Origin of the sequence: Micromonospora profundi, assembly GCF_011927785.1 — a bacterium.
GTDB lineage: Bacteria > Actinomycetota > Actinomycetes > Mycobacteriales > Micromonosporaceae > Micromonospora > Micromonospora profundi.
This window is the reverse complement of sequence record NZ_JAATJK010000001.1, coordinates 5,562,401-5,581,317: the sequence shown is the minus strand read 5'-3', so window position 1 is coordinate 5,581,317 and position 18,917 is coordinate 5,562,401. Positions and strand designations below refer to the sequence as shown.

The 18,917-nt window shown below is 70.9% G+C and carries 12 protein-coding genes; 5 read left to right on the top strand and 7 right to left on the bottom strand.

Annotation, left to right across the window (positions count from 1 at the left end; all coding sequences use genetic code 11):
• Positions 1-66 precede the first annotated feature (66 nt).
• Both F4558_RS24750 and F4558_RS24745 read left to right on the top strand, forming a co-directional pair.
• Entirely contained in the window at positions 67-3,522 is a 3,456-nt protein-coding gene (locus tag F4558_RS24750) for an SseB family protein (protein ID WP_312877394.1), read from the top strand.
• Positions 3,519-3,884, top strand: a complete 366-nt coding sequence (locus tag F4558_RS24745; RefSeq protein ID WP_053652250.1) for a UCP033725 family protein — start codon at positions 3,519-3,521, stop codon at positions 3,882-3,884. The genes F4558_RS24750 and F4558_RS24745 overlap by 4 nt, the downstream gene beginning before the upstream one ends.
• Before the next feature lie 29 nt (positions 3,885-3,913).
• Here the strand turns inward: F4558_RS24745 and F4558_RS24740 are convergent, their stop codons facing one another.
• From F4558_RS24740 to acs, 5 genes are all read right to left on the bottom strand, one after another.
• On the bottom strand, positions 3,914-4,846 hold the full coding sequence (locus F4558_RS24740; RefSeq protein ID WP_053652251.1) for an alpha/beta fold hydrolase: 933 nt from the start codon (positions 4,844-4,846) through the stop codon (positions 3,914-3,916).
• Between the two features lie 85 nt (positions 4,847-4,931).
• Positions 4,932-5,408 carry a hypothetical protein gene (locus tag F4558_RS24735; protein WP_167946138.1) on the bottom strand — a complete coding sequence of 159 codons (477 nt, stop codon included), beginning with the start codon at positions 5,406-5,408 and terminating at the stop codon, positions 4,932-4,934.
• 132 nt (positions 5,409-5,540) lie between these two features.
• Complete coding sequence (locus F4558_RS24730) at positions 5,541-7,949, bottom strand: immune inhibitor A domain-containing protein (protein ID WP_167947637.1); 2,409 nt, start codon at positions 7,947-7,949, stop codon at positions 5,541-5,543.
• 335 nt (positions 7,950-8,284) lie between these two features.
• The gene (locus tag F4558_RS24725; RefSeq protein ID WP_167946136.1) at positions 8,285-11,080 is read right to left on the bottom strand and encodes an immune inhibitor A domain-containing protein; all 2,796 of its coding nucleotides are present in this window, start codon (positions 11,078-11,080) and stop codon (positions 8,285-8,287) included.
• A 268-nt stretch (positions 11,081-11,348) separates the two neighbouring features.
• A complete protein-coding gene (acs, locus tag F4558_RS24720) occupies positions 11,349-13,313 on the bottom strand; it encodes an acetate--CoA ligase (protein WP_167946134.1) in 1,965 nt (654 codons plus the stop codon).
• A 242-nt stretch (positions 13,314-13,555) separates the two neighbouring features.
• Between acs and F4558_RS24715 the strand changes: the two genes are divergently transcribed.
• A complete protein-coding gene (locus F4558_RS24715) occupies positions 13,556-14,302 on the top strand; it encodes a Fic family protein (RefSeq protein ID WP_053652255.1) in 747 nt (248 codons plus the stop codon).
• 36 nt (positions 14,303-14,338) lie between these two features.
• On the opposite strand, the gene F4558_RS24710 is transcribed toward F4558_RS24715, so the two are convergent.
• A complete protein-coding gene (locus F4558_RS24710; RefSeq protein ID WP_053652256.1) occupies positions 14,339-15,142 on the bottom strand; it encodes an HAD family hydrolase in 804 nt (267 codons plus the stop codon).
• A gap of 349 nt (positions 15,143-15,491) precedes the next feature.
• Complete coding sequence (locus F4558_RS24705) at positions 15,492-16,133, bottom strand: class I SAM-dependent methyltransferase (RefSeq protein WP_167946132.1); 642 nt, start codon at positions 16,131-16,133, stop codon at positions 15,492-15,494.
• A gap of 362 nt (positions 16,134-16,495) precedes the next feature.
• Between F4558_RS24705 and ssd the strand changes: the two genes are divergently transcribed.
• Positions 16,496-17,551 carry a septum site-determining protein Ssd gene (gene ssd / locus F4558_RS24700; protein WP_312877447.1) on the top strand — a complete coding sequence of 352 codons (1,056 nt, stop codon included), beginning with the start codon at positions 16,496-16,498 and terminating at the stop codon, positions 17,549-17,551.
• A complete protein-coding gene (locus tag F4558_RS24695; RefSeq protein ID WP_053652279.1) occupies positions 17,548-18,759 on the top strand; it encodes a TadA family conjugal transfer-associated ATPase in 1,212 nt (403 codons plus the stop codon). The genes ssd and F4558_RS24695 overlap by 4 nt, the downstream gene beginning before the upstream one ends.
• The last annotated feature ends 158 nt before the right edge of the window (positions 18,760-18,917 follow it).

Here is an 18,917-nt window from a genome sequence, read left to right as displayed (position 1 = left end):
GATCTTGATACCACCTTGTAGGTTGTACGCGATACCTGTGGCCTGTTCTCGGAAGGGGAGGTGGCCGTGACCGAATGGGAGCCGGCCACGGAGGCCGAGGTGGCGATGCGGGAAGCGCTGCGCGCCAATGACCAGGAGCTGTACTTCCGCCTCCTGTCCCGCACCGATCTGTTGTTGCCGGTCTCCGCGCCGACGCCGCCCGGCCAGCCACCCTCCGGCTGGGGCACCTGGACCACCGGCGGCCGGACCCACGTACTGGCCTTCACCTCCTCCGCCGCGCTGCGCGCCTGCCTCGGCGAGCACACCGCCGGCACCCGCCGCGTCCCGTTCGCGGACCTCGCCCTGGCCTGGCCCAACCACGAGTGGTGGCTAGCGGTCAACCCGGGATTGCCCGTCGAGGGCTACCTGCCGGCATGGTTCGTCTCCCAACTCTCGCGTGGCGATGTCCGGCTGCCCGGCCGGGCCATGGGTGCCCGCGCCCGACTGGAACGCGCCGAGACCCTGGCGCGATCCAGAGCCGGCACGACCAGCCGGGAGGCCGCACCCGGCACCGGGCCGGCGGCCACCTCGTCCGGACGGCCTTCGCCGACGACCGCCGTGCCCCCGGTAGGTGGGCCGACGGCGCCGAACCCCACACCTGGCGCGGCCGGGCTGTCGCGAGGGTCCGGTGTGGACGACATGCCCGCTGCCGGCCAGCGGCACCCGACCGGCCCGCCCCGGCCGGCGCGATCCGATGCCGGCGCATCCCGGTACGCGGCGTTGGCTCCCCCTGACCGACCCGCTCCCGTACCGACCGACGCCGCCGGCGCGGGCTGGCCGCCCGCGAGCCGGCCGGCCGCCGACACCGACGACCCGGCTGCGACCAACGGCGCTGCCCCAGACGGTCGCCGCTCCTTCTTCGAACCGACCTCGGGTCGGAGCCGGCCGTCCGGCACCACCCCCGGTGACGTCCGCCCCGGCGACCGCGCGGTGCCGCCATCCCGGTTCGCCCGGGGCAGCCAGCCCTTCCCGCGCCGCCGCCCCGCCGACGACGGCCCCACCCGGGCCTTCCCCATGCCGCCGCCGGCCGCCGCCGGGCCGCCGGCCGCCGACCTGGGCGCACCCAGAGGGGTACGCGCTCCTTCGGCGAACGAGGAGGCCACCCAGCCCCTGCCACCCCGCCGCCCCGATCCGCTGGCTCACGAGCCCACCCGCGCCTTCCGGGTGCCCGATAAGGCCGCCGGTGCACCTGCGCCGAACCCGGCCGGGCGACCCTCGGAGGACGAGACCCAGGCGATCCCGCACGGTCGGCCAATCGACCCGCGCCAGTTCGAGCCCGCGGAGGAGATACCGCCATCGGTGGCGGAGCCGGTCTCCGGGCCGCCCGGTTCGCGGCGGGGCTTCACGCCCATCGTCATCGAGGGCACCATCATCGAGTCCCGCGACCTAACCGACACGGCCGAAGCCGATGCCCGGGTCGAGGCGGCCTCCCGCCCCGGACCGCCCTCCGCCCCACCACCGTTCGACAAGCCCGACGCGCCTGTGTTCGGCGCTGCTGCCCCGGACGCGCCTGCCCCCGATCCGGCTCCGTTCGGGGCGCCTGCTCCCGATCCGGCACCGTTCGGCACGTCCGCTCCCGGCCCGGCACCGTTCGGCACGTCCGCTCCCGATCCGGCACCGTTCGGCACGTCCGCTCCCGGCCCGGCACCGTTCGGGGCGCCCGCTCCCGAGCCGGCGCCGCCGGTCCGACCTGCGTCGTCCGAGCCGAGCCTGTTCGAGCCTGCGGCCGCGCGTCGGATGTCCGCGCCGGCAGACGCCGGCCCGGACGTGGTTGGCGAGCGTCCGGTCGATGCCGCTGCGGGTGGTTGGCGCGCCGACGAGCGTGCCGGTACCTCGGTCGTTGACGAGCGTGCGGGCTTCGGCGCGTCGCCTGTCGACGTGAACGGTGCGGACCGGATCAGTGCGGACTGGATCGGCGCGGACCGGACCGGCGCGGACGAGCGCGCGACGCCTGTGGGCGAGGACGTCGGCGGCCCGCTTCCCCCGATCGCTCCGGACGTCAACGGATCGCCCTCCCCGGCGGCAGCGGGCTTTGGCGAGTCGCCCTCCCCGGCGGCAGCGGGCTTTGGCGAGTCGCCCTCCCCGGCGGCAGCGGGCTTTGGCGAGTCGCCCTCCCCGGCGGCAGCGGGCTTTGGCGAGTCGCCCTCCCCGGCGGCAGCGGGCTTTGGCGAGTCGCCCTCCCCGGCGGCAGCGGGCTTTGGCGAGTCGCCCTCCCCGGCGGCAGCGGGCTTTGGCGAGTCGCCCTCCCCGGCGGCAGCGGGCTTTGGCGAGTCGCCCTCCCCGGCGGCTGCGGGCGTCGATGACTCGTCCTCCCCAGCGGCTGCGGGCGTCGGTGACTCGCCTTCCCCGTTTGCTGCGGAGGCTGGTGGCCCCCCTTCCCCGGTGGGTGCGTCGTCTTACCCGGTTGACAGCGGCGTGGAGACGGCACGCCTCGACGTGGCCACCCCCGAAAGCGGCACGCTTCCGGTCGCGGACGGGCAGCGCCCGCCGGCGGAGACGCCTGCGCCGGTCGAGTTCGAGCCGGCCAACACCGTCGAGGAGGACCTGCTCAGCGCGGCAGGTTCCGGCAGCACTGACACGTTTCTGTCCACCCTGCTGCTGGCCCGAGTGCTGCTGCCGGCCGCACCGGATTCGGCGCGCGGCAGCCGGCCCGGCGACCCGGGTTTCGTCTGGCGCACCGCGCAGCTCGACGGCGAGACGTACGTCGTGGTCTACACCTCGCCGGAGCGCCTCGCCGACCACACCGAGGGCGATGTTGACACGGTCCGGGTGAAGTTCGCCCAGCTGATCCGGCGTTGGCCGGACGAGGACTGGTCGTTCGCCGTCAACCCGGGCACTCCGGTCGGCGCCAAGCTGCCCGGCGAGCAGATCGTCGCGCTGGCCAACTGGGCCGCCGAGGTGGGACTCGGCGACGACCTTGAGGTGGATCCGCAGGAGCCGGCGGCCGTGGAGGAACCCGCTGCCCGCCCTCGGTACGCCCCGGCCGCTGTCGACCCGACCCGTCCGACAGTGATGCAGAAGGCGATCGCGCCGAGCCAGCTCGCGTACTACCTGGAGCGCGGGTACGACAGGGTCTCCGGTTTCGTGCACCGTGCGGGGGAGTTGGCGCACCTGACCACGCCTGCCGAACTGCACGACGCGCTGGGTCTCAGCTACCCGGGATCACCGTTCGTGCGGGACGCCGAGGAGATCTACGTGCTGCGGTGGCCGGCGCACCGGCCCAGCCTCTACCGGATCCCGTACGGCGGGCAGAACGAGGCGGCGATGCGGGCCATGGAGGGCTGGGTCATCGAGCGCCCACCGTTCCGCGGCAACGGTTTCGCCCCCGGCGAGAGCAGCGACGTGGTGGCGGAGTTCAAGGTGGACAGCGTGCGGCTGCCGCACGGCGCGCAGCTCTGGCGGATCGGCGGGGACGGCACCGAGCGGGTGGTCGCGGTCCTCGACACGGACGCCGTGGTGTGGCGACGGGTCGGGGAGGCGTGATGCGGGACGGCTACGTGGCCCGCTGGCGGGGTCGGGAGTACCAGGCCAGCCCGGACGGCGACGACATCCGCCTGTACCAGCCGGAGCCGGCTGAGGGCTTCGAGGAGGTCCGGCCCGGCCGGTACGTGCGGGTGCTGCCGGCGAGCGAGATCGAGGACCTGGCGTACGTGCGGACCACCTGCACGTGGCAGGGGCAGCCGTTCATCGTGCTCGGTGAGCACGACGCGTGGCTTCGTGTGGAGTACACGGGTGGGCGCTGGCCGGTGGCCGAGGCGATGCGGTTGGAGGTCTTCGACTTCGGCGTCTACCAGGGCTGGGCGCCGGCCGCCGAGGTCACCGACCTGCGGGAGCAGCGGGTCTGACGACTCAAGGGAGCAGCGGGTCTGACCGCTCAGGACTTGGCCCACCGCAGGATCTCGCCGAGCACCAGATCCGGGGCCTCCAGGTGCGGAAAGTGGCCCACCTCGTCGAGTAATCGCCACTCGTACTGTGCGACGACGTACCGGCCGGAGCCGAGGGCGGTACGCGGCAGGGCGGCGACGTCGCGCGCGCCGTGCAGTTGCAGGGTCGGGGTGACCAGGGGCTTCTGCATCAGGCGAACGAACCGGTAGCCGTGCAGCCGCAGCGCCGATCGGAACGCCCAGCGGTATCCCTCCATGGCGCAGAAGGCGGCCTGCGGGATGAGCATGGCCTCCCGGCACCGCTCGGCGTACGCCTCGAAGTCCTGGCTGACGGTCCAGCGCGGCCCGCCCCAGCGGCGCAGGATCTCCGCGACGGCCGCCGCGCCGTCGCGGGTCAGCACGTGCTCGTAGCGGGGGATTTGGAACTTGAGCGCGACGGTGGAGGCGGCGAACTGGCCACGCGGGTCGGCGAAGATGGCGGCGCGCAGCCGCAGTGGATGCGGTGCCCCCAACACCACGAGCCGGCGAACGAGGGACGGGTGGAACGAGGCCACCGTCCAGGCGACCATGCCGCCGACGCCACTGCCGACCACCGTCGCGGACCGTTCGCCGAGCGCGCGGATCAGCCCGGCGATGTCGGCGGCGAGCGTGTAGCCGTCGTACCCCCGGGGTGGTTTGTCGCTGGCGCCGTAGCCGCGCAGGTCGACGGCGACCGCCCGGAAGCCGGCGTCGGCGACCGCCGGGAGCATCTGGTGCCAGGCCCACCAGTGCTCGGGGAAGCCGTGCAGGAACAGCACCATCGGCCCGGTGCCGGCCTCGACCACGTGGAAGCGGCTGCCGTTGGCGCCGACGAAGCGGTGCGTCCACGGCCCCTCGGTGAGGACGCAGGATTCGTCGACGGCGTCGCCGCGCTGGTCGGTCATGCGCTCAGCCTAGGTCCCGTGGCACAGGGCACGGTCCGGGCCCGTCCGCGGTGGTCCGCTGCTCGACAGGCGACGGTACGGCCGTTCACTCGGGGATGATGCTTCTGGCCAGTCCCGGGCCGCAGCTGATGCGTGCCCGCGCGGGTCCGATCCGCAGCGTGACGAAGCTCCCGGTCCGTAGTTCGCCGGCGTCCGGGCCGTGCAGGGCGTATTCGGTGCCGTCCTCGCTGACGAGCCGGTAGCAGGGGCCGGTGCCGCCCTGGGTGATGGTGCCGCTGATCAGGTCGGTCTGCCGCAGGTCGCTGGGCGGGCTCGGCTTGGCCACTGGCGGGCGCATCGTCGGCGGCACGGTGGAGGACAGCGGAGGGGCGGTGACGGACGGCGACGGCGGTGCTGGAGGGGCGGTCGCGGACGGGTCGGTCGGGGGCGGCGTCGGTGTGACTGTCGGCGTGAGCGGGGTGGGGCCGCTCTCGGTGGGCGTAGCGGCGTCTCGGGGGCTGGCGCACGCGACCATCGTCAGCAGCGGGAGAAGCAGGACCAGGGCGCGGGGGGTTGTCAGCACGTCTCTTCGACGCAGGTCAGGGCGCTGCGGTTCCGGCGGGAGGCCAGCTCGGGCGGCGTGGGGCCGTCGGTGTCGGAAACGGCAGCGGCGCCCGGGGAGAACCCCGGACGCCGCCGTCGTGCTGCTGCGGAACTAGGAGATACGGATCTTCATCGAAGTGCCGTCCTGCTCCTGAACCTTGATCTTGACACCGGCTGCGGGGAGCTTGACGCCGTGGTTCGGCAGCTCCTCGTAGAAGTACTTCTTGGTGTCGTCGAACAGCGGCTCCGCGTCCTGGCCACGGATGTACTGCGGCTGGCTGTTGAGGCGCAGCGTGAACGAGTCGGCCTTCTTGAGGCTGAACGGCGCGTCGTACATCTGCACACGAGCACGCCAGGGGGCCCCGGTCAGGTTGTAGATCGGGCGCGGGTGCGCGTCGATGTACAGGTTCCGACCCTCACCCGGGTGGGCGACGGTGTTGTTGTCGGGCCAGCGGGTGTTCCAGTACGAGATGAGCAGGCCCTCCTGGTACGCGTAGTGGTCCACCCAGTTCGGGCGGGTGTTCGCGTAGCCGAAGAAGTACGGGCCGGTCTTCAGGTACTTGTCGTACGAGACGTACGACCGGTTGCCAGCGATGTAGTAGTTGTCGAACAGCCGGGTGTAGGTGGCCCCGACCGCCTCCCAACCCTTCAGGTCCCAGCCCGCGTCAGCGGTCTCGGCACCGTCGCTGAACACCGTGGCGCCGTCCGCGGTAACGGTGATCGCGTCACCGAAGAAGCCACCCTCGGCGACACCGCCGTCGGTGACGTAGTGCAGGCGGATCTGAGCCACCTTGCCGGCGAGCGACGTCAGCGGGATGTTGATGTCCGCCCACGCGCCGTTGCTGCTGCCGTCGAGGGCCGGGCGACCCGCGCCGTCCACGCCGATCGGCTCACCGTTGACCGTGCCGTCCAGGTCGACCCAGGTCTGGCCGCCGTCGGTCGACGCCTCGAAGTAGAGGTAGTCGTAGTTCTCCTCGATGGCGTACTTGCCCTTGAGCGACATCGCCGCCGAGGACTTGCCGGTGAGGTCGAACGTCCTCGTCATGGTCTGGTTGAGGTTGTCGTCGTTACCGGAGAAATACTGCTTGGAGCCCTCGAACGGTGCGCCGTAGTTGAACGTGTACTCCCGCTTGGGCAACACCACCACCACGGCCTGCGCCTTGGCGGAGTTGTACTCCTGCGGGCCGAGGTCCAACGTACGCTTCTGCCCCGCCACGACCACCTCGTAGTCGAGCCAGCCGAGCTGGAGCTTGTTCCACGCACCGAGGTCGCCGCCGCGCTCGCCGATGCCGCCGTCGTTCTTGGCGCCGAGTCGGCTCTGGGCCATCAGGGTCCAGTGTTCGTTGCTGTTGTCGGCCGGTCCGTAGTCGTCCGGCAGACCCAGGTCGTGGCCGTACTCGTGGTAGAAGACGCTGCGGCCACCGTTTTCCGGCTGGATCGTGTAGTCGCGGATCCAGACGCCGGTGTTGCCGATCTGGGTGCCACCGATCGGGAAGTTCGGCGGGCCGACCGGCGAGCTGTTGAACGCCGACCAACGGTGGCTCCAGATGGCGTCCTCACCCTGCTGCGGGTCACCGTCGGCCTGGTCGCCGCCGGAGTGGACGATCTGGAAGTGGTCGATGTAGCCGTCCGACTCGTTGAAGTCGCCGTCACCGTCGTAGTCGAACCGGTCCCACTGGTCGTAGGACCGCATCTCCTCGGCGATCTGGGCGTCCGTCCGGCCCTTGGCCTTCTGGTCGGCGACCCACTGGTTGGCGGCGTCGCGGATCAGCGCCCACGTGTTCGAGCAGACGTTGTCGCCGCAGACGGCCGGGTCACCGGTCGGGTCGTTGTCGGCCTTCGGGTCGTCGGAACGACCGTAGCGGGCCTCGTTGTACGGAACCTTGACCCAGTCGGTGACCTGGCCCTCGACCGTGTAGCGGCCGGAGGACTGGGCCTCGTAGTACTGCTTCAGCGACTCGTCGCCGGGGTTGGTGCCGAAGTACAGCTGGCGGAAGTGGTCCGGGCTGTAGTCCGGCTGCCAGACGGTCTTGTTGTCCACGGCCCGGTTGGGCTGCGGGATCTGGTTGTGCAGCGGACCCTCGAAGGTCGCCGGACCGGCGATGTTCGGGTTGAGGTCCTTGTCCGGGTAGGACGGGTGCCGCTGGTTGCCGAACTCGGCCAGGATCACGAAGATCTTGTCGGTCCGTTCGCGCTGGAGCTCGACGTACTGGTCCTCGGTCGCCTGGGCGGTGGCGGACCGGGCGTTGGCGTTGGTGTCCGCCTTGCCGACCTGACCGACCTTGACGACCGTGCTGCCGTTGCGCTGAATCGGCTTGCTGCGCCCGCTCAGTACGTCGCTGAGACCCTGCTGACGCAGCTCACGGCGCTTGGCCTCGAGCTTGTCGGGGAGTTCGTCCTTCAGTGACTGCGGTTCGGCGGCAGCCGGAGCTGCTGCCGGCAGTTTGGGCTGAGGCGCCGCCGAGGCGGACGGGCCGAAAGCCAGGCCTGTCGCCGTCAGTGAGAGCCCGAGCAGACCCACTGCGACTTTGCGCACGTGGTACCTCCGGTGTGAGGGAACCGGCCCAACGGGGGTACGGGCCGGCGATAGATCGATCCCACTAGTGGGACCAATGGTGAACATAGACACTGCTGCGTCGGGTGGGAAGACGAACGCGTCGATTTGTTGCAAGATTTTGTTGAGAACGCTTTTCACCGTCACACCTGCGCGCCTCATCTGGGCGTGGACCAGGCTCGATGTGCCGCGAGCGGCTATAGCGATGCATTTCGATAAGCGTGATCAGTTGTACGACAGTGGGGCCGGCGGCGTTCCCGCCACCGGCCCCACCGATACTGCTTGTCAGTTGCGGGAAACGGTCACCGCCTCGCGGAGGTGACGTGGATCGTGGCGGACGTGTTGTCCCGCGCGGCCTTCTTGATGGTGAGCGAGACGCCGTAGTTCACGCCCTGGTCCCCGGGGTTACCGGTGCCCAGCACGATCGCGCCGCCGCCCAGCGTCACGCCGTAGTACTCCGGCGCCGGGCTGCCGTCCGGGTGGGTGACCCGGGTGGTGTACGGCGCGTTGTCCCGCGACGGCAGCACCACCGAGGCGTCGTTGTCCCGCGCGTACGCGGCCCCGTCGCGCATCTCGATGCCCGGGTACCAGCCCTTGGCGTCGGTGAAGCCCTTGACCGGCGGCAGTGCCTTGAACTTCGTGCAGTACGCGCTGTACGGCTCGTCCGCCGCCTCCAGGCACTCCGTGAAGGGGTACGTCGGCTTCAGCGAGAACGCCGCGTTCGACGACTGCGGACGGCTGGGCAGGTTGTCCGTCACCGACGGGTCCTTCACCGCCGCCTCGCCGGTGCGCCGGTACGGGTCGAAGTGCGAGTCGACGATGAGCAGCCCGCCCTTCGCCCCGTAGCTGGGCAGGGCTGTCATCTGCCCGGTGACGTGGTTGACGTCGCCGAGCGCTGTGTCCCGGTACCAGACCAGCATGCCCGGGGCGTTGTACGAGATCCGGTCGACCTTCCACGCCTCGTGCGAGTAGATCGTGTCGTAGGTGTACTTCAGACCCTCGTCGAAGCCGTCGAAGTTGCGCCACTCGGCCAGGTAGTAGTGCGCGTGCACCTCTGTACCGGTGCTGATCTTCCAGCCCGCGCCAGTGGTGTCGACGAAGGTGCCGCCGGTGGCGGTCCAGCCGTTGTCGCCACCCTCGGCGTCGTCACTCCAGGTGGTGGTGCCGCCGCCGGTGACCGAGAAGTCGTCGACGAACCAGTTGCGCTCCTCGAACGCCTCGTCGGTGGCAAGGCGCAGCCGGACCTGGACCGTCGTGCCGGCGTACGCCGACAGGTCGACGTAGTCGTGCCGCCAACCGTCGGTGCTGCCGGTCAGGCCGTACTTCTTGCCGCCGAAGTCGTTCATCCGGCCGTTCGGGTCGGGGTAGCCGTCGGGCGTGGTGACCACGGCACCGGCCTCGTTGTAGACCTTCTGCTCGGTCCAGGTCGTGCCGCCGTCCGTGGACAGCTCGACGAAGCCGTAGTCCCAGTCCTGTTCGATGATGTAGTTGTTCCACATCCAGAACTTCGCGTCTGCGGCCGCCGGCACGTCGACCGAGCGGCTGAGCTTGACGTCGGCCCAGCTCTGGTCGTTGTTGCTGTGCCACATCTTCGTGCCGCTGTGCGGCGTGGCGAGCGTGGTCACCTTGTCCGGCAGGTCGACCTTGATGCCGTCCTCGGTGCGCACGGGCGTACGTGAGGTCTGCCCGACCTCCACTGTGCGCGGGCGCGAGCCGGGCGTCACGGTCAGCGGATCGGCCCAGCCGAGCACCCACTTGTCCCAGATGCCCATGTGCGTGGGCAGCGCCTGGAAGATCTCGCCTGAGTGCGATCCGGAGGCCATCAGGTCCCAGAAGTCCACGTCGGAGTCGGCGTTGCCGGACGTGTCGTAGAGGTCCGGCAGGCCGAGGTCGTGGCCGAACTCGTGCGCGAAGACGCCGACGCCGGCATCCTCCGGCTGCACGATGTAGTTCGACACCTTCAGGTTGGTGCCCGGGATGCTGTAGCCGCCGGTGACCGTGGAGGAGTGCGCCCACACGGCGTACGTGCCCTCGGTGCCGCCGCCACGGGACTTGCCCTGCCCGGCGTGCACCAGCACGAGGTGGTCGATGACGCCGTCCGGCTCGAAGAGGTTGCCGTCGCCGTCCCGGTCCGCCTGGTCCTCGATGTCGTAGTCGGCCCACGGGAAGCTGGGGTCCTGCGCGGCGAGCGCGTCGATCGCGTCCGTCGCCAGCCGGCCCGCGCCGGCCGGGTTGTCCGGGTGCCCGTTCATCGACTGCTGGCGGCCGGCGACCCAGGTGCCGTTCTCGTCCTGGAAGCAGCGCGACGCCGCGTACCAGCCCTCGGAGTGCGGCACGGTGATCCACGGGCTGGCCTGCCCGTCGACCGTGTACGCGTTCTTTGACATCTCCAGGTACATGTTGTGCATGGTGCGGCCGGAGAGGTCGATGCCCGGCTTGCCGTCCGGGCCCCTCAGGTCCTTGCGGACCCGCTCGGTGATGCCCTTCTTGCTGTACAGCATCTTGTCGTAGTGCGACGGCGAGAAGTCCGGCACCCACATCGAGTTGTTGTCCTCGTGCGGCAGGGTCGCCGGGTTCGCGATGTTGTTGTGCTTCGGGCCGTTCTGGACGGTGCCGGGGACGCAGGTGCGGTCCTCGAACACCGTCTTGGGGACCATCACGCCTGTGAAGTCGTCGTTGGCCTGGTCGTTGAACTCCACGAGCAGCGTCAGCAGCTTCGCCGTCTGCGTGGAGGGTGCCTTCTTGATCTTCCGGGGGTTCTTGCCCGTCTTGATCGACTTGGCTTCGATCTTGGCCAGTTGGCGGGCCGCCACCGGGTTGCCCCGGGCGTGCTTCTGGTCGAACGCGCGCGCGGCGTCGACGCCCGGCGTGTAGACGCCACCCTTGCCCTTGACCTCGCGGCCGTTGGTGTCTGTCTGCACCTCGGGCTCGGCGTAGTTGATGTAGTACTCGTCCGCTCCGATCACCGCCTGCGGGGTGGTGGCCGACGACTGGGCCGCCGCACTGCCGGTCACGGTCAGTGACGTGGCCGCGAGGGCGATGGCGGGTAGCGCGACGAGTAGTCGTCGCCGCGCCCCGGACTGCGGTTTGTGGTTCATGCCGCTCCAATTCTCGGGCATGGGAGAGGGAAGCTGGAGTCGCCGCACATCGATGTGATGAACGTCGAACTGTCCCAACCTGCGTGAACCTAAGGCACAACCGGCCGAAAGGACAGAGGTGGCCCACCGCCTGTGCCCGTTCAGCCGCTCCCGGGTCATCCGACCGACCGATGTGACGCTGGTTGGGCCGTGCGCGCCGTACCCGTAAGAAAATGACGGAGGGTGGCGGTCCGTCCGGACCGCCACCCTCCGAGGTGTACGCCTGCCGTCAGTCCTCGTCGGACTTCGTGCCACTCATCCCCGACGAGATCAGGTCCATCACCGACGAGTCCTGCAACGTCGTCACGTCGCCGAGCGACCGGTTCTCCGCCACATCCCGCAGCAGCCGGCGCATGATCTTGCCGGAGCGGGTCTTCGGCAACTCCGGCACCAGCATGATCTGCCGCGGCTTGGCGATCGGGCCGAGCGTCTTCGACACGTGGTTGCGCAGGTCCGCGATGAGCTGCTCACCGGCCTCGCCGGCGATGTCGGTGCTGCCGCGCGGGATGGCGAACGCGACGATCGCCTGACCGGTCGTCGGGTCGGTGGCACCCACCACCGCAGCCTCGGCCACCGACGGGTGCGACACCAGCGCCGACTCCACCTCCGTTGTGGAGATGTTGTGCCCGGACACCAGCATCACGTCGTCCACACGGCCGAGCAGCCAGATGTGCCCGTCGTCGTCCTTCTTCGCCCCGTCACCGGCGAAGTACATGCCCTCGAACCGCGACCAGTACGTCTCGATGAACCGGTCGTCGTCGCCCCAGATGGTGCGCAGCATCGACGGCCACGGCTCCCGCAGCACCAGGTAGCCGCCACCGCCGTTCGGCACCGACTGGCCCTGGTCGTCCACCACGTCGGCGACGATGCCCGGCAGCGGGGTCATGGCCGAACCCGGCTTGGCCGCCGTCACACCCGGCAGCGGGGAGATCATGATGGAGCCCGTCTCGGTCTGCCACCACGTGTCCACGACGGGCAGCTCACCCCGGCCGACGTGCTGCCTGTACCACATCCACGCCTCGGGGTTGATCGGCTCGCCGACGCTGCCCAGCAGCCGCAACGACGACAGGTCGAAGCCCGCCGGGATGTCCTCGCCCCACTTCATCATGGTGCGGATCAGCGTCGGCGCCGTGTAGAGGATGCTGACCTTGTACCGGTCGACGATCTCCCAGAACCGGCCCTTGTGCGGGGTGTCCGGCGTGCCCTCGTACATCACCTGCGTGACGCCGTTGGAGAGCGGCCCGTACACGATGTAGGAGTGGCCGGTCACCCAGCCGATGTCGGCCGTGCACCAGTAGACGTCCGTCTCCGGCTTCAGGTCGAAGACCGCATGCGCGGTGTACGACGCCTGCGTGAGGTAGCCGCCGGTGGTGTGCAGAATGCCCTTCGGCCGGGCCGTCGTGCCACTGGTGTAGAGGATGAACAGCGGGTGCTCGGCATCGAACGGCTGCGCGGTGTGCTCGGCCGACGCCGTCTCCACCGTCTCGTGCCACCAGCGGTCCTTCGCCGTCCAGGCCACGTCCTCGCCGGTACGCCGGACCACGAGCACGTGCTCCACCGACGGGCAACTCGCCACCGCCTCGTCCACTGTCGGCTTCAACGCCGACGGCTTGCCGCGGCGGTAACCACCATCGGCGGTGATCACCACCTTGGCGCTGGCGTCCTGGATCCGGTTGCTCAATGAGTCGGCGGAGAAACCACCGAAGACCACACTGTGCGCGGCACCGATCCGGGCACACGCCAGCATGGCGACCGCCGCCTCCGGAATCATCGGCAGGTAGATCGCCACCCGGTCACCGGCGGTCACCCCCAGATCGGTGAGCGCGTTCGCCGCCCGGCAGGTCATCTCGTGCAGGTCGGCGTACGTGATCGTCCGGGTGTCGCCTGGCTCACCTTCCCAGTGGATGGCCACCTTGTCGCCCCGGCCCGCCTCCACGTGCCGGTCCAGACAGTTGTACGCCACGTTGAGCTGCCCACCGACGAACCACTTCGCGAACGGCGGATTCGACCAGTCGAGCACCTCGTCCCACTTCTTCGACCAGGCCAGCCGGTCGGCCTGCTTCGCCCAGAAAGCGAGCCGATCGCTCTGCGCCTCGGCGTACGCGTCGACTGTGACGTTGGCGTGCGCGGCGAGTTCGGCCGGCGGGGGGAACTGGCGCGTCTCGTTCAGCAGATTGGCCAATGCCTCGCTCATGCCGTGGCTCCTCATCCTCGGGGTGACCTGGGTCTCGATGGCCAGAAGGGTAGTCGCGCGGTACCTGACCGGCGAGGGCCACCCGCCCCCTCGCGCCGAGCGGCCCGTGCCGCGCGCCCGACGGTGCCTGCGTTGACCATGGACCGCGGGGGCCGCGCCGACCGCGAGGCTGAGCGGTGGTGCGGGTCGCGTTGCGGGCGGGTGCGGCCCGGACGGTCGGTCCGGGTCGCTAGCGTGACGGGGTGACCACCGACCCGCTCGCCCCGCTGCTCGCGCTCGCCGACATCGCCGCCGCCGTCGACAGCGCACGTGAGCGATTCGACAAGGCGCTGGGGCACCGCGCGCTACGCCGTAACGGCGGCCAGGTCGCGGCCGAGGTGAGCCTCCGGTCGGCGGTGGCCAGCGCCGCTCTCGAAGGGGCCGTCCACGAGCGCGAAGAGGTCCGGGCCGGCACAGTCACCGATCCGGTGCTCCAAGGAGCGCTGCGGGTCGCGGGGGCGCTACCCGGCCTGAGCGAGCTCTGGCCGAAGGCGCCCCGGCAGGCTCTCGCGAAGCTGCACGTACTCGCCGCCCGCGACATCGTGCCCGAATCCGAGCTGGGTCGCCCGGTGGCCGATCCGGTGGTCGCCGCCCGACTGGACGGGCTGGCCGGACTGGTCGCCGGAGGCACGAAGGTCTCCCCACTGGTGCTCGCCGCGGTCGTACACGGGGAACTGCTGAACCTGCGCCCGTTCGCCGGGCCGTCGGGCGTGGTGGCGCGGGGCGCGGCCCGGCTGGTGCTGCTCGCCAGCGGCCTGGACCCGCGCGGCCTGCTCGGCGTCGACGTCGGCCACCGCGAGCGCGAACCCGAGTACGTAGGCTCGGCCGGCGCGTTCGCCACCGGCACGCCCGACGGGCTGCGCTCCTGGCTGCGCCACTACATGGCGGCCGTCGAGGTCGGCGCCGACCAGCTCACCGCCATCGGCGACGAGATCCTCGCCGCCGCCTGAGCAGCCCAGCAGGCACGCCGTTCGCTGCCCCGCAGGTCAGGCGTTGGTGGCGGCGCGGGTTCGGCGGTGCCTGCCGTACCAGGCGATGCCGATGGCCACGCCCACGCCGACACCCAGGGCCGCAGCGGCGACCGGCACGGCCGGCCGCTCCCGCAGTCGGCGGCCCAGCGGGATCGGGTGCCGGAACTCCAGCACCGGCCAGGCGTTCTCCGAAGCCAGCTTGCGCAGCTGCCGGTCCGGGTTCACCACGCTCGGGTGACCCACGCACTCCAGCAAGGGCCGATCACTGTACGAGTCGGAGTAGGCGTACGAGTCGGCCAGGTCGTAGCCGCGAGCGGCGGCCAGCTCGCCGACCGCCTCGACCTTGCTCGGCCCGGCCGCGTAGAACTCGACCTCGCCGCTGTACCGACCGTCCTGCACCGTCATCCGGGTGGCGATCACATCGGTCACCCCGAGTAGTGCACCGATCGGCCGGACCATCTCCTCGCCGGAGGCGGACACCAGCACCACATCCCGGCCGGCGGCCTGGTGTTCCTCGATCAGGGCGGCGGCTTCGGCGTACACATAAGGGTTGATCAGCTCGTGGAGTGTCTCCGCGACGATCTGGCGGACCTGTTCCACCTGCCAGCCCTTGCAGAGTGCGGCCAGGTAGTCCCGTGTTCGGGCCATGGTCTGCTCGTCGGTGCCGCCCAGCCGGAACATCAGCTGCGCGTACGCCGACTTGACGACGTCACGCCGAGTGATCAGCCCATCCCGGTAGAACGGACGACCGAACGCGAGAGCGCTCGACTTGGCGATGACGGTCTTGTCCAGATCGAAGAAAGCGGCACTTCGGCCCACGGCGCGAAAGTCTAGCCGGATGGTCTATCGTCGGCGGGTGCCCGGGGTCACGCCACCCCTCGGACCTGCGGGCCGGGACCACCGACTCCACTCGGCGTGATGGCGCTCACACTCCGCAAGGAGATTTTCGCACTGCGTGGAGTCGACACCACTCGACGTGACGGGCCCGCTCAGGCAGACTTGTCCGCACGACGAGCTTTCACATCGTGAAATAGACAGACCCTCGGCGATTGCACCCCCCGTGATCGCCGAGTGGTTCGGCTCGACCCCCCCGGAGCCGAACCTTCGACGGCCCCCGTCTCCCCCCGACGGGGGTCGTCCCTTTTCTGTGGGAGTGCGCCACCGCAGCTCACGGACGGTCAGGCGCGGTCGGCGGTCGCTGTGCCCAGAACAGCGCGTGCCCGCTGGTGCCCTCCGGGACGAAGTCCTCCGAGCTGATCTCCAGCCCCGCTTGCCGCAGCCAGGAGCGGTAGGTGGCCGTGTCGGCTTGGCTCCACCACATGGCGGCCGGCCCGTCGAGCCAGTTGTCGTCGGTACCGGTCCACGCGTTGCTGCCGACGGTGGTGAGCAGCCAGCCGCCTGGCCGGAGCCAGCTGGCGATGTTCGTGATGAGCCGCGGTTGATCGGCCAACGGTAGGTGAATCAGGGCATAGAGGCAGACCACCGCGTCGAACGAGGCCGATGGCAGGTCGACTTGGGTGGCGTCGGCGCGTAGGAAGGTGCCGGTGGGCACGAGGCGCCGTGCCCGTTCGACCTGCACATCGCTGATGTCGATGCCGGTCACGTGGTGCCCGGCGTTGGCGAGGGAGCGGGCGACCGGCACGCCACAGCCGCATCCGAGATCCAGGACCGTGGACGAGGCAGGCAGGCGTCCGTGGAGGTCGTCGAGCCAGGGACCGTACTGGCCGTCAGCGGCGTCGTCCGCCCGGTAGTGGTAGGAGAGCTTGTCGTAGCCGCGTCGGACCAGGTCCCGCCCGTCGTCGCTGTTCATCCTGACGAGACTAGGAGAGCCGGCCCCGCTCGCCGATCCGTTTATTTCGCGGGGGATGCCCCCCATCGAGTACGCGCACGGCGTGGTGGCACCGCGCCTATTTGGCGACGGGGACATGTTTGCCGAGCGATCATGCTGCGTTCTATCCAGGGGCCGTAGCTGCGGCGCAGCCCGTGCGCATAGCAGATCAACCATCCCGGCGGGCGTTGTCCACAGGGCGCTGAGTTGTCCACAGGCGAGGAGGTTGGGGGCTCTACGCGGGGTCGATGGCGAGCAGGGTCGACGGCACAGAGCCCTGACCGCTGGAGGCCGCGATGGCACCCCGTACCTCCGTTCCGCCGATCCGCCGGCTTCCGCTGGTCATCACGGGGGACGACGACCTGCTCGACGACCTGCTCCGGCTCGCCGCCGCCGGTGGGACGGAGGTGGAGCTCGCCGAAGATCCGGCTGCGGCCCGTACCCGCTGGCTACCCGCACCGCTGGTGTTGCTCGGCGCTGACCAGGCGCAGCCGTGCCTGCGAGCACGACTGCCGCAGCGACCCCGCGTGGTGTTGGTGGGTCGGGCCGGCCAACTCGATCCCGGTTGGCAGATCGCCGAGCTGATCGGCGCAGAACACGTCGCCGTCCTGCCGGCCGCCGAGCCGTGGCTGCTGGACCGGTTCGTCGAGCAGGGCCCCGACTGTCCGGAGGGATCCGGCGCCCGGGTTGTCGCGTTGCTCGGCGGGCGGGGTGGTGCCGGCGCGAGCGTCCTCGCTGGTGGGCTCGCCGTGACCGCCGCGCGGGCGCGACTGCGCACGCTGCTTGTCGACGCCGATCCGCTGGGCGGGGGCCTCGATCTCGTGCTCGGCTGGGAACAGTTGGAAGGGCTGCGCTGGCCGTCGCTCACCGGCGCGGACGGGCGGGTGGACGCGCCCGCGCTGGTCCAGGCCCTACCCAGCCGGGGTGACCTGGTGGTGCTCTCCTGGGATCGCGGCGAGATGCTGGCGCTGCCCGCCGCCGCGATGGCGGCGACAGTCGACGCCGCGCAGCGCGGTCGAGATTTCGTCGTGATCGACCTGCCCCGCCAACTGGACGACGCCGCCGTGATCGCACTGCAGGCGGCCGACCACGCGTTCGTCGTCGTACCGGCGGAGCTGCGGGCCACAGCTGCCGCCGCCCGGGTGGTGGCCGCCGCCGCCCCACACTGCGCCGCGCTGTCGGTGGTGGTTCGTGGGCCCGCTCCGGGTCGTCTGCGCGCCACAGAGGTGGCGCGTGCGCTCGGGCTTCCCCTCGCCGGCACGCTGCGCCCCGAGCCCGCGCTCTGCCGTGGCCTGGAACGGGGCGAGGCGCCGGCGGCCGCCGGGAAGGGGCCGCTGGCGGCGCTCTGCCAGCGGATCGTCGCGGACCTTACCGGCGTGCCCGTGCCAGGTGCGGCATGACGGGCCGCGCGGAGGACCACGGCCTCGCCGCACGGGTGCGGCAGCGGATCGCCGCCGGCACCACCCCGGTCACCCCCGCGGCGATCGTTTCCGCGGTACGCGCCGAGCCCGCCGCCGTGGTGCTGGGCGACACCGCAGTGCTACGGATCGCCGACCGGGTACACGACGACCTCGTCGGTGCCGGGCCGCTGGCCCCACTGCTGGCCGACCCGGAGGTCACCGACGTTCTGGTGAACGGCGTGCGCGTCTGGGTCGACAGGGGATCGGGGTTGCACCAGGTCGCGATCCCGATGGGCTCGGTTGAGGACGTCCGCAGGCTTGCGCAGCGGCTGGTCGCCAGCGCCGGGCGGCGACTCGACGACGGCTCCCCGTACGCGGACGCCCGGCTGCCCGACGGCACCCGGTTGCACGCCGTACTGCCGCCGGTGGCCACCGACGGCCCCTACCTGTCCCTGCGGACCTTCCGGCACCGGCCGTTCACCCTGGACGAACTGGTACGCCAGGGGACGGTGCCGCGACCTGTGGCACCACTGCTCGCGGCCGTCGTCGCGGCTCGACTGGCCTACCTGGTCACCGGCGGTACGGGGTCGGGCAAGACGACACTGCTCAACACGCTGCTCGGGTTGGTGCCGGCCACCGAGCGGATCGTCCTGGTGGAGGACGCCGCCGAGCTGCAACCGGGACACCCGCACGTGGTGGGCCTCCAGGCTCGTACGGCAAATGTGGAGGGAACAGGCGTGGTCAACCTCGCCGACCTGGTTCGGCAGGCGCTGCGGATGCGTCCCGACCGGCTGGTGGTCGGGGAGTGCCGGGGCGGCGAGGTGGTCGATCTACTGGCCGCTCTGAACACCGGCCACGACGGCGGTGCCGGGACGCTGCACGCCAACACCCCGTCCGACGTGCCGGCGCGGCTGGAGGCGCTCGGCATGCTGGGTGGCCTGCCGCGCGCCGCGCTGCACGCCCAGGTGGTCGCGGCGCTTCAGGTGCTGTTCCAGGTACGCCGTGGCGACCGGGGACGGGTCCTGGAATCGATCTGCCTGTTACTCCCGGAAGGACCGGAACGGTTGGTGACCGTGGTGCCCGCCTGGGTACGCGGTCGAGGACTGGGCGTGGCCGCCCGTGCGCTCGGCGGCCTGCTGCGGGACCGGGGCGTAGTGGTGCCGCCGATCCTCTGCGAGCCGTGGCCCGGATCGGCGGGGCCGGCATGAGCGGGGCGACGATCGTGGTGGCCTTGCTGCTGTTGGCTGCCGCAGCTCTGGTGGCCTGGCCCGTACAAAGCATCCGCGCACGCCGCCGTCGGATTCTGGCGTCCAGCCGTGCCGTCACCGGTGGCGATCCGGATGACGCCCTGGTGGAGTGGATCAGG

What these genes read in the sequence shown, in the direction of transcription:
- F4558_RS24740 (WP_053652251.1), bottom strand. Translation starts at nt 4,846, where the DNA reads ATGACCGACCAGCGCGGCGACGCCGTCGACGAATCCTGCGTCCTCACC.
- F4558_RS24725 (WP_167946136.1), bottom strand. Translation starts at nt 11,080, where the DNA reads ATGAACCACAAACCGCAGTCCGGGGCGCGGCGACGACTACTCGTCGCG.
- acs (WP_167946134.1), bottom strand. Translation starts at nt 13,313, where the DNA reads ATGAGCGAGGCATTGGCCAATCTGCTGAACGAGACGCGCCAGTTCCCC.
- F4558_RS24705 (WP_167946132.1), bottom strand. Translation starts at nt 16,133, where the DNA reads ATGAACAGCGACGACGGGCGGGACCTGGTCCGACGCGGCTACGACAAG.
- F4558_RS24695 (WP_053652279.1), top strand. Translation starts at nt 17,548, where the DNA reads ATGACGGGCCGCGCGGAGGACCACGGCCTCGCCGCACGGGTGCGGCAG.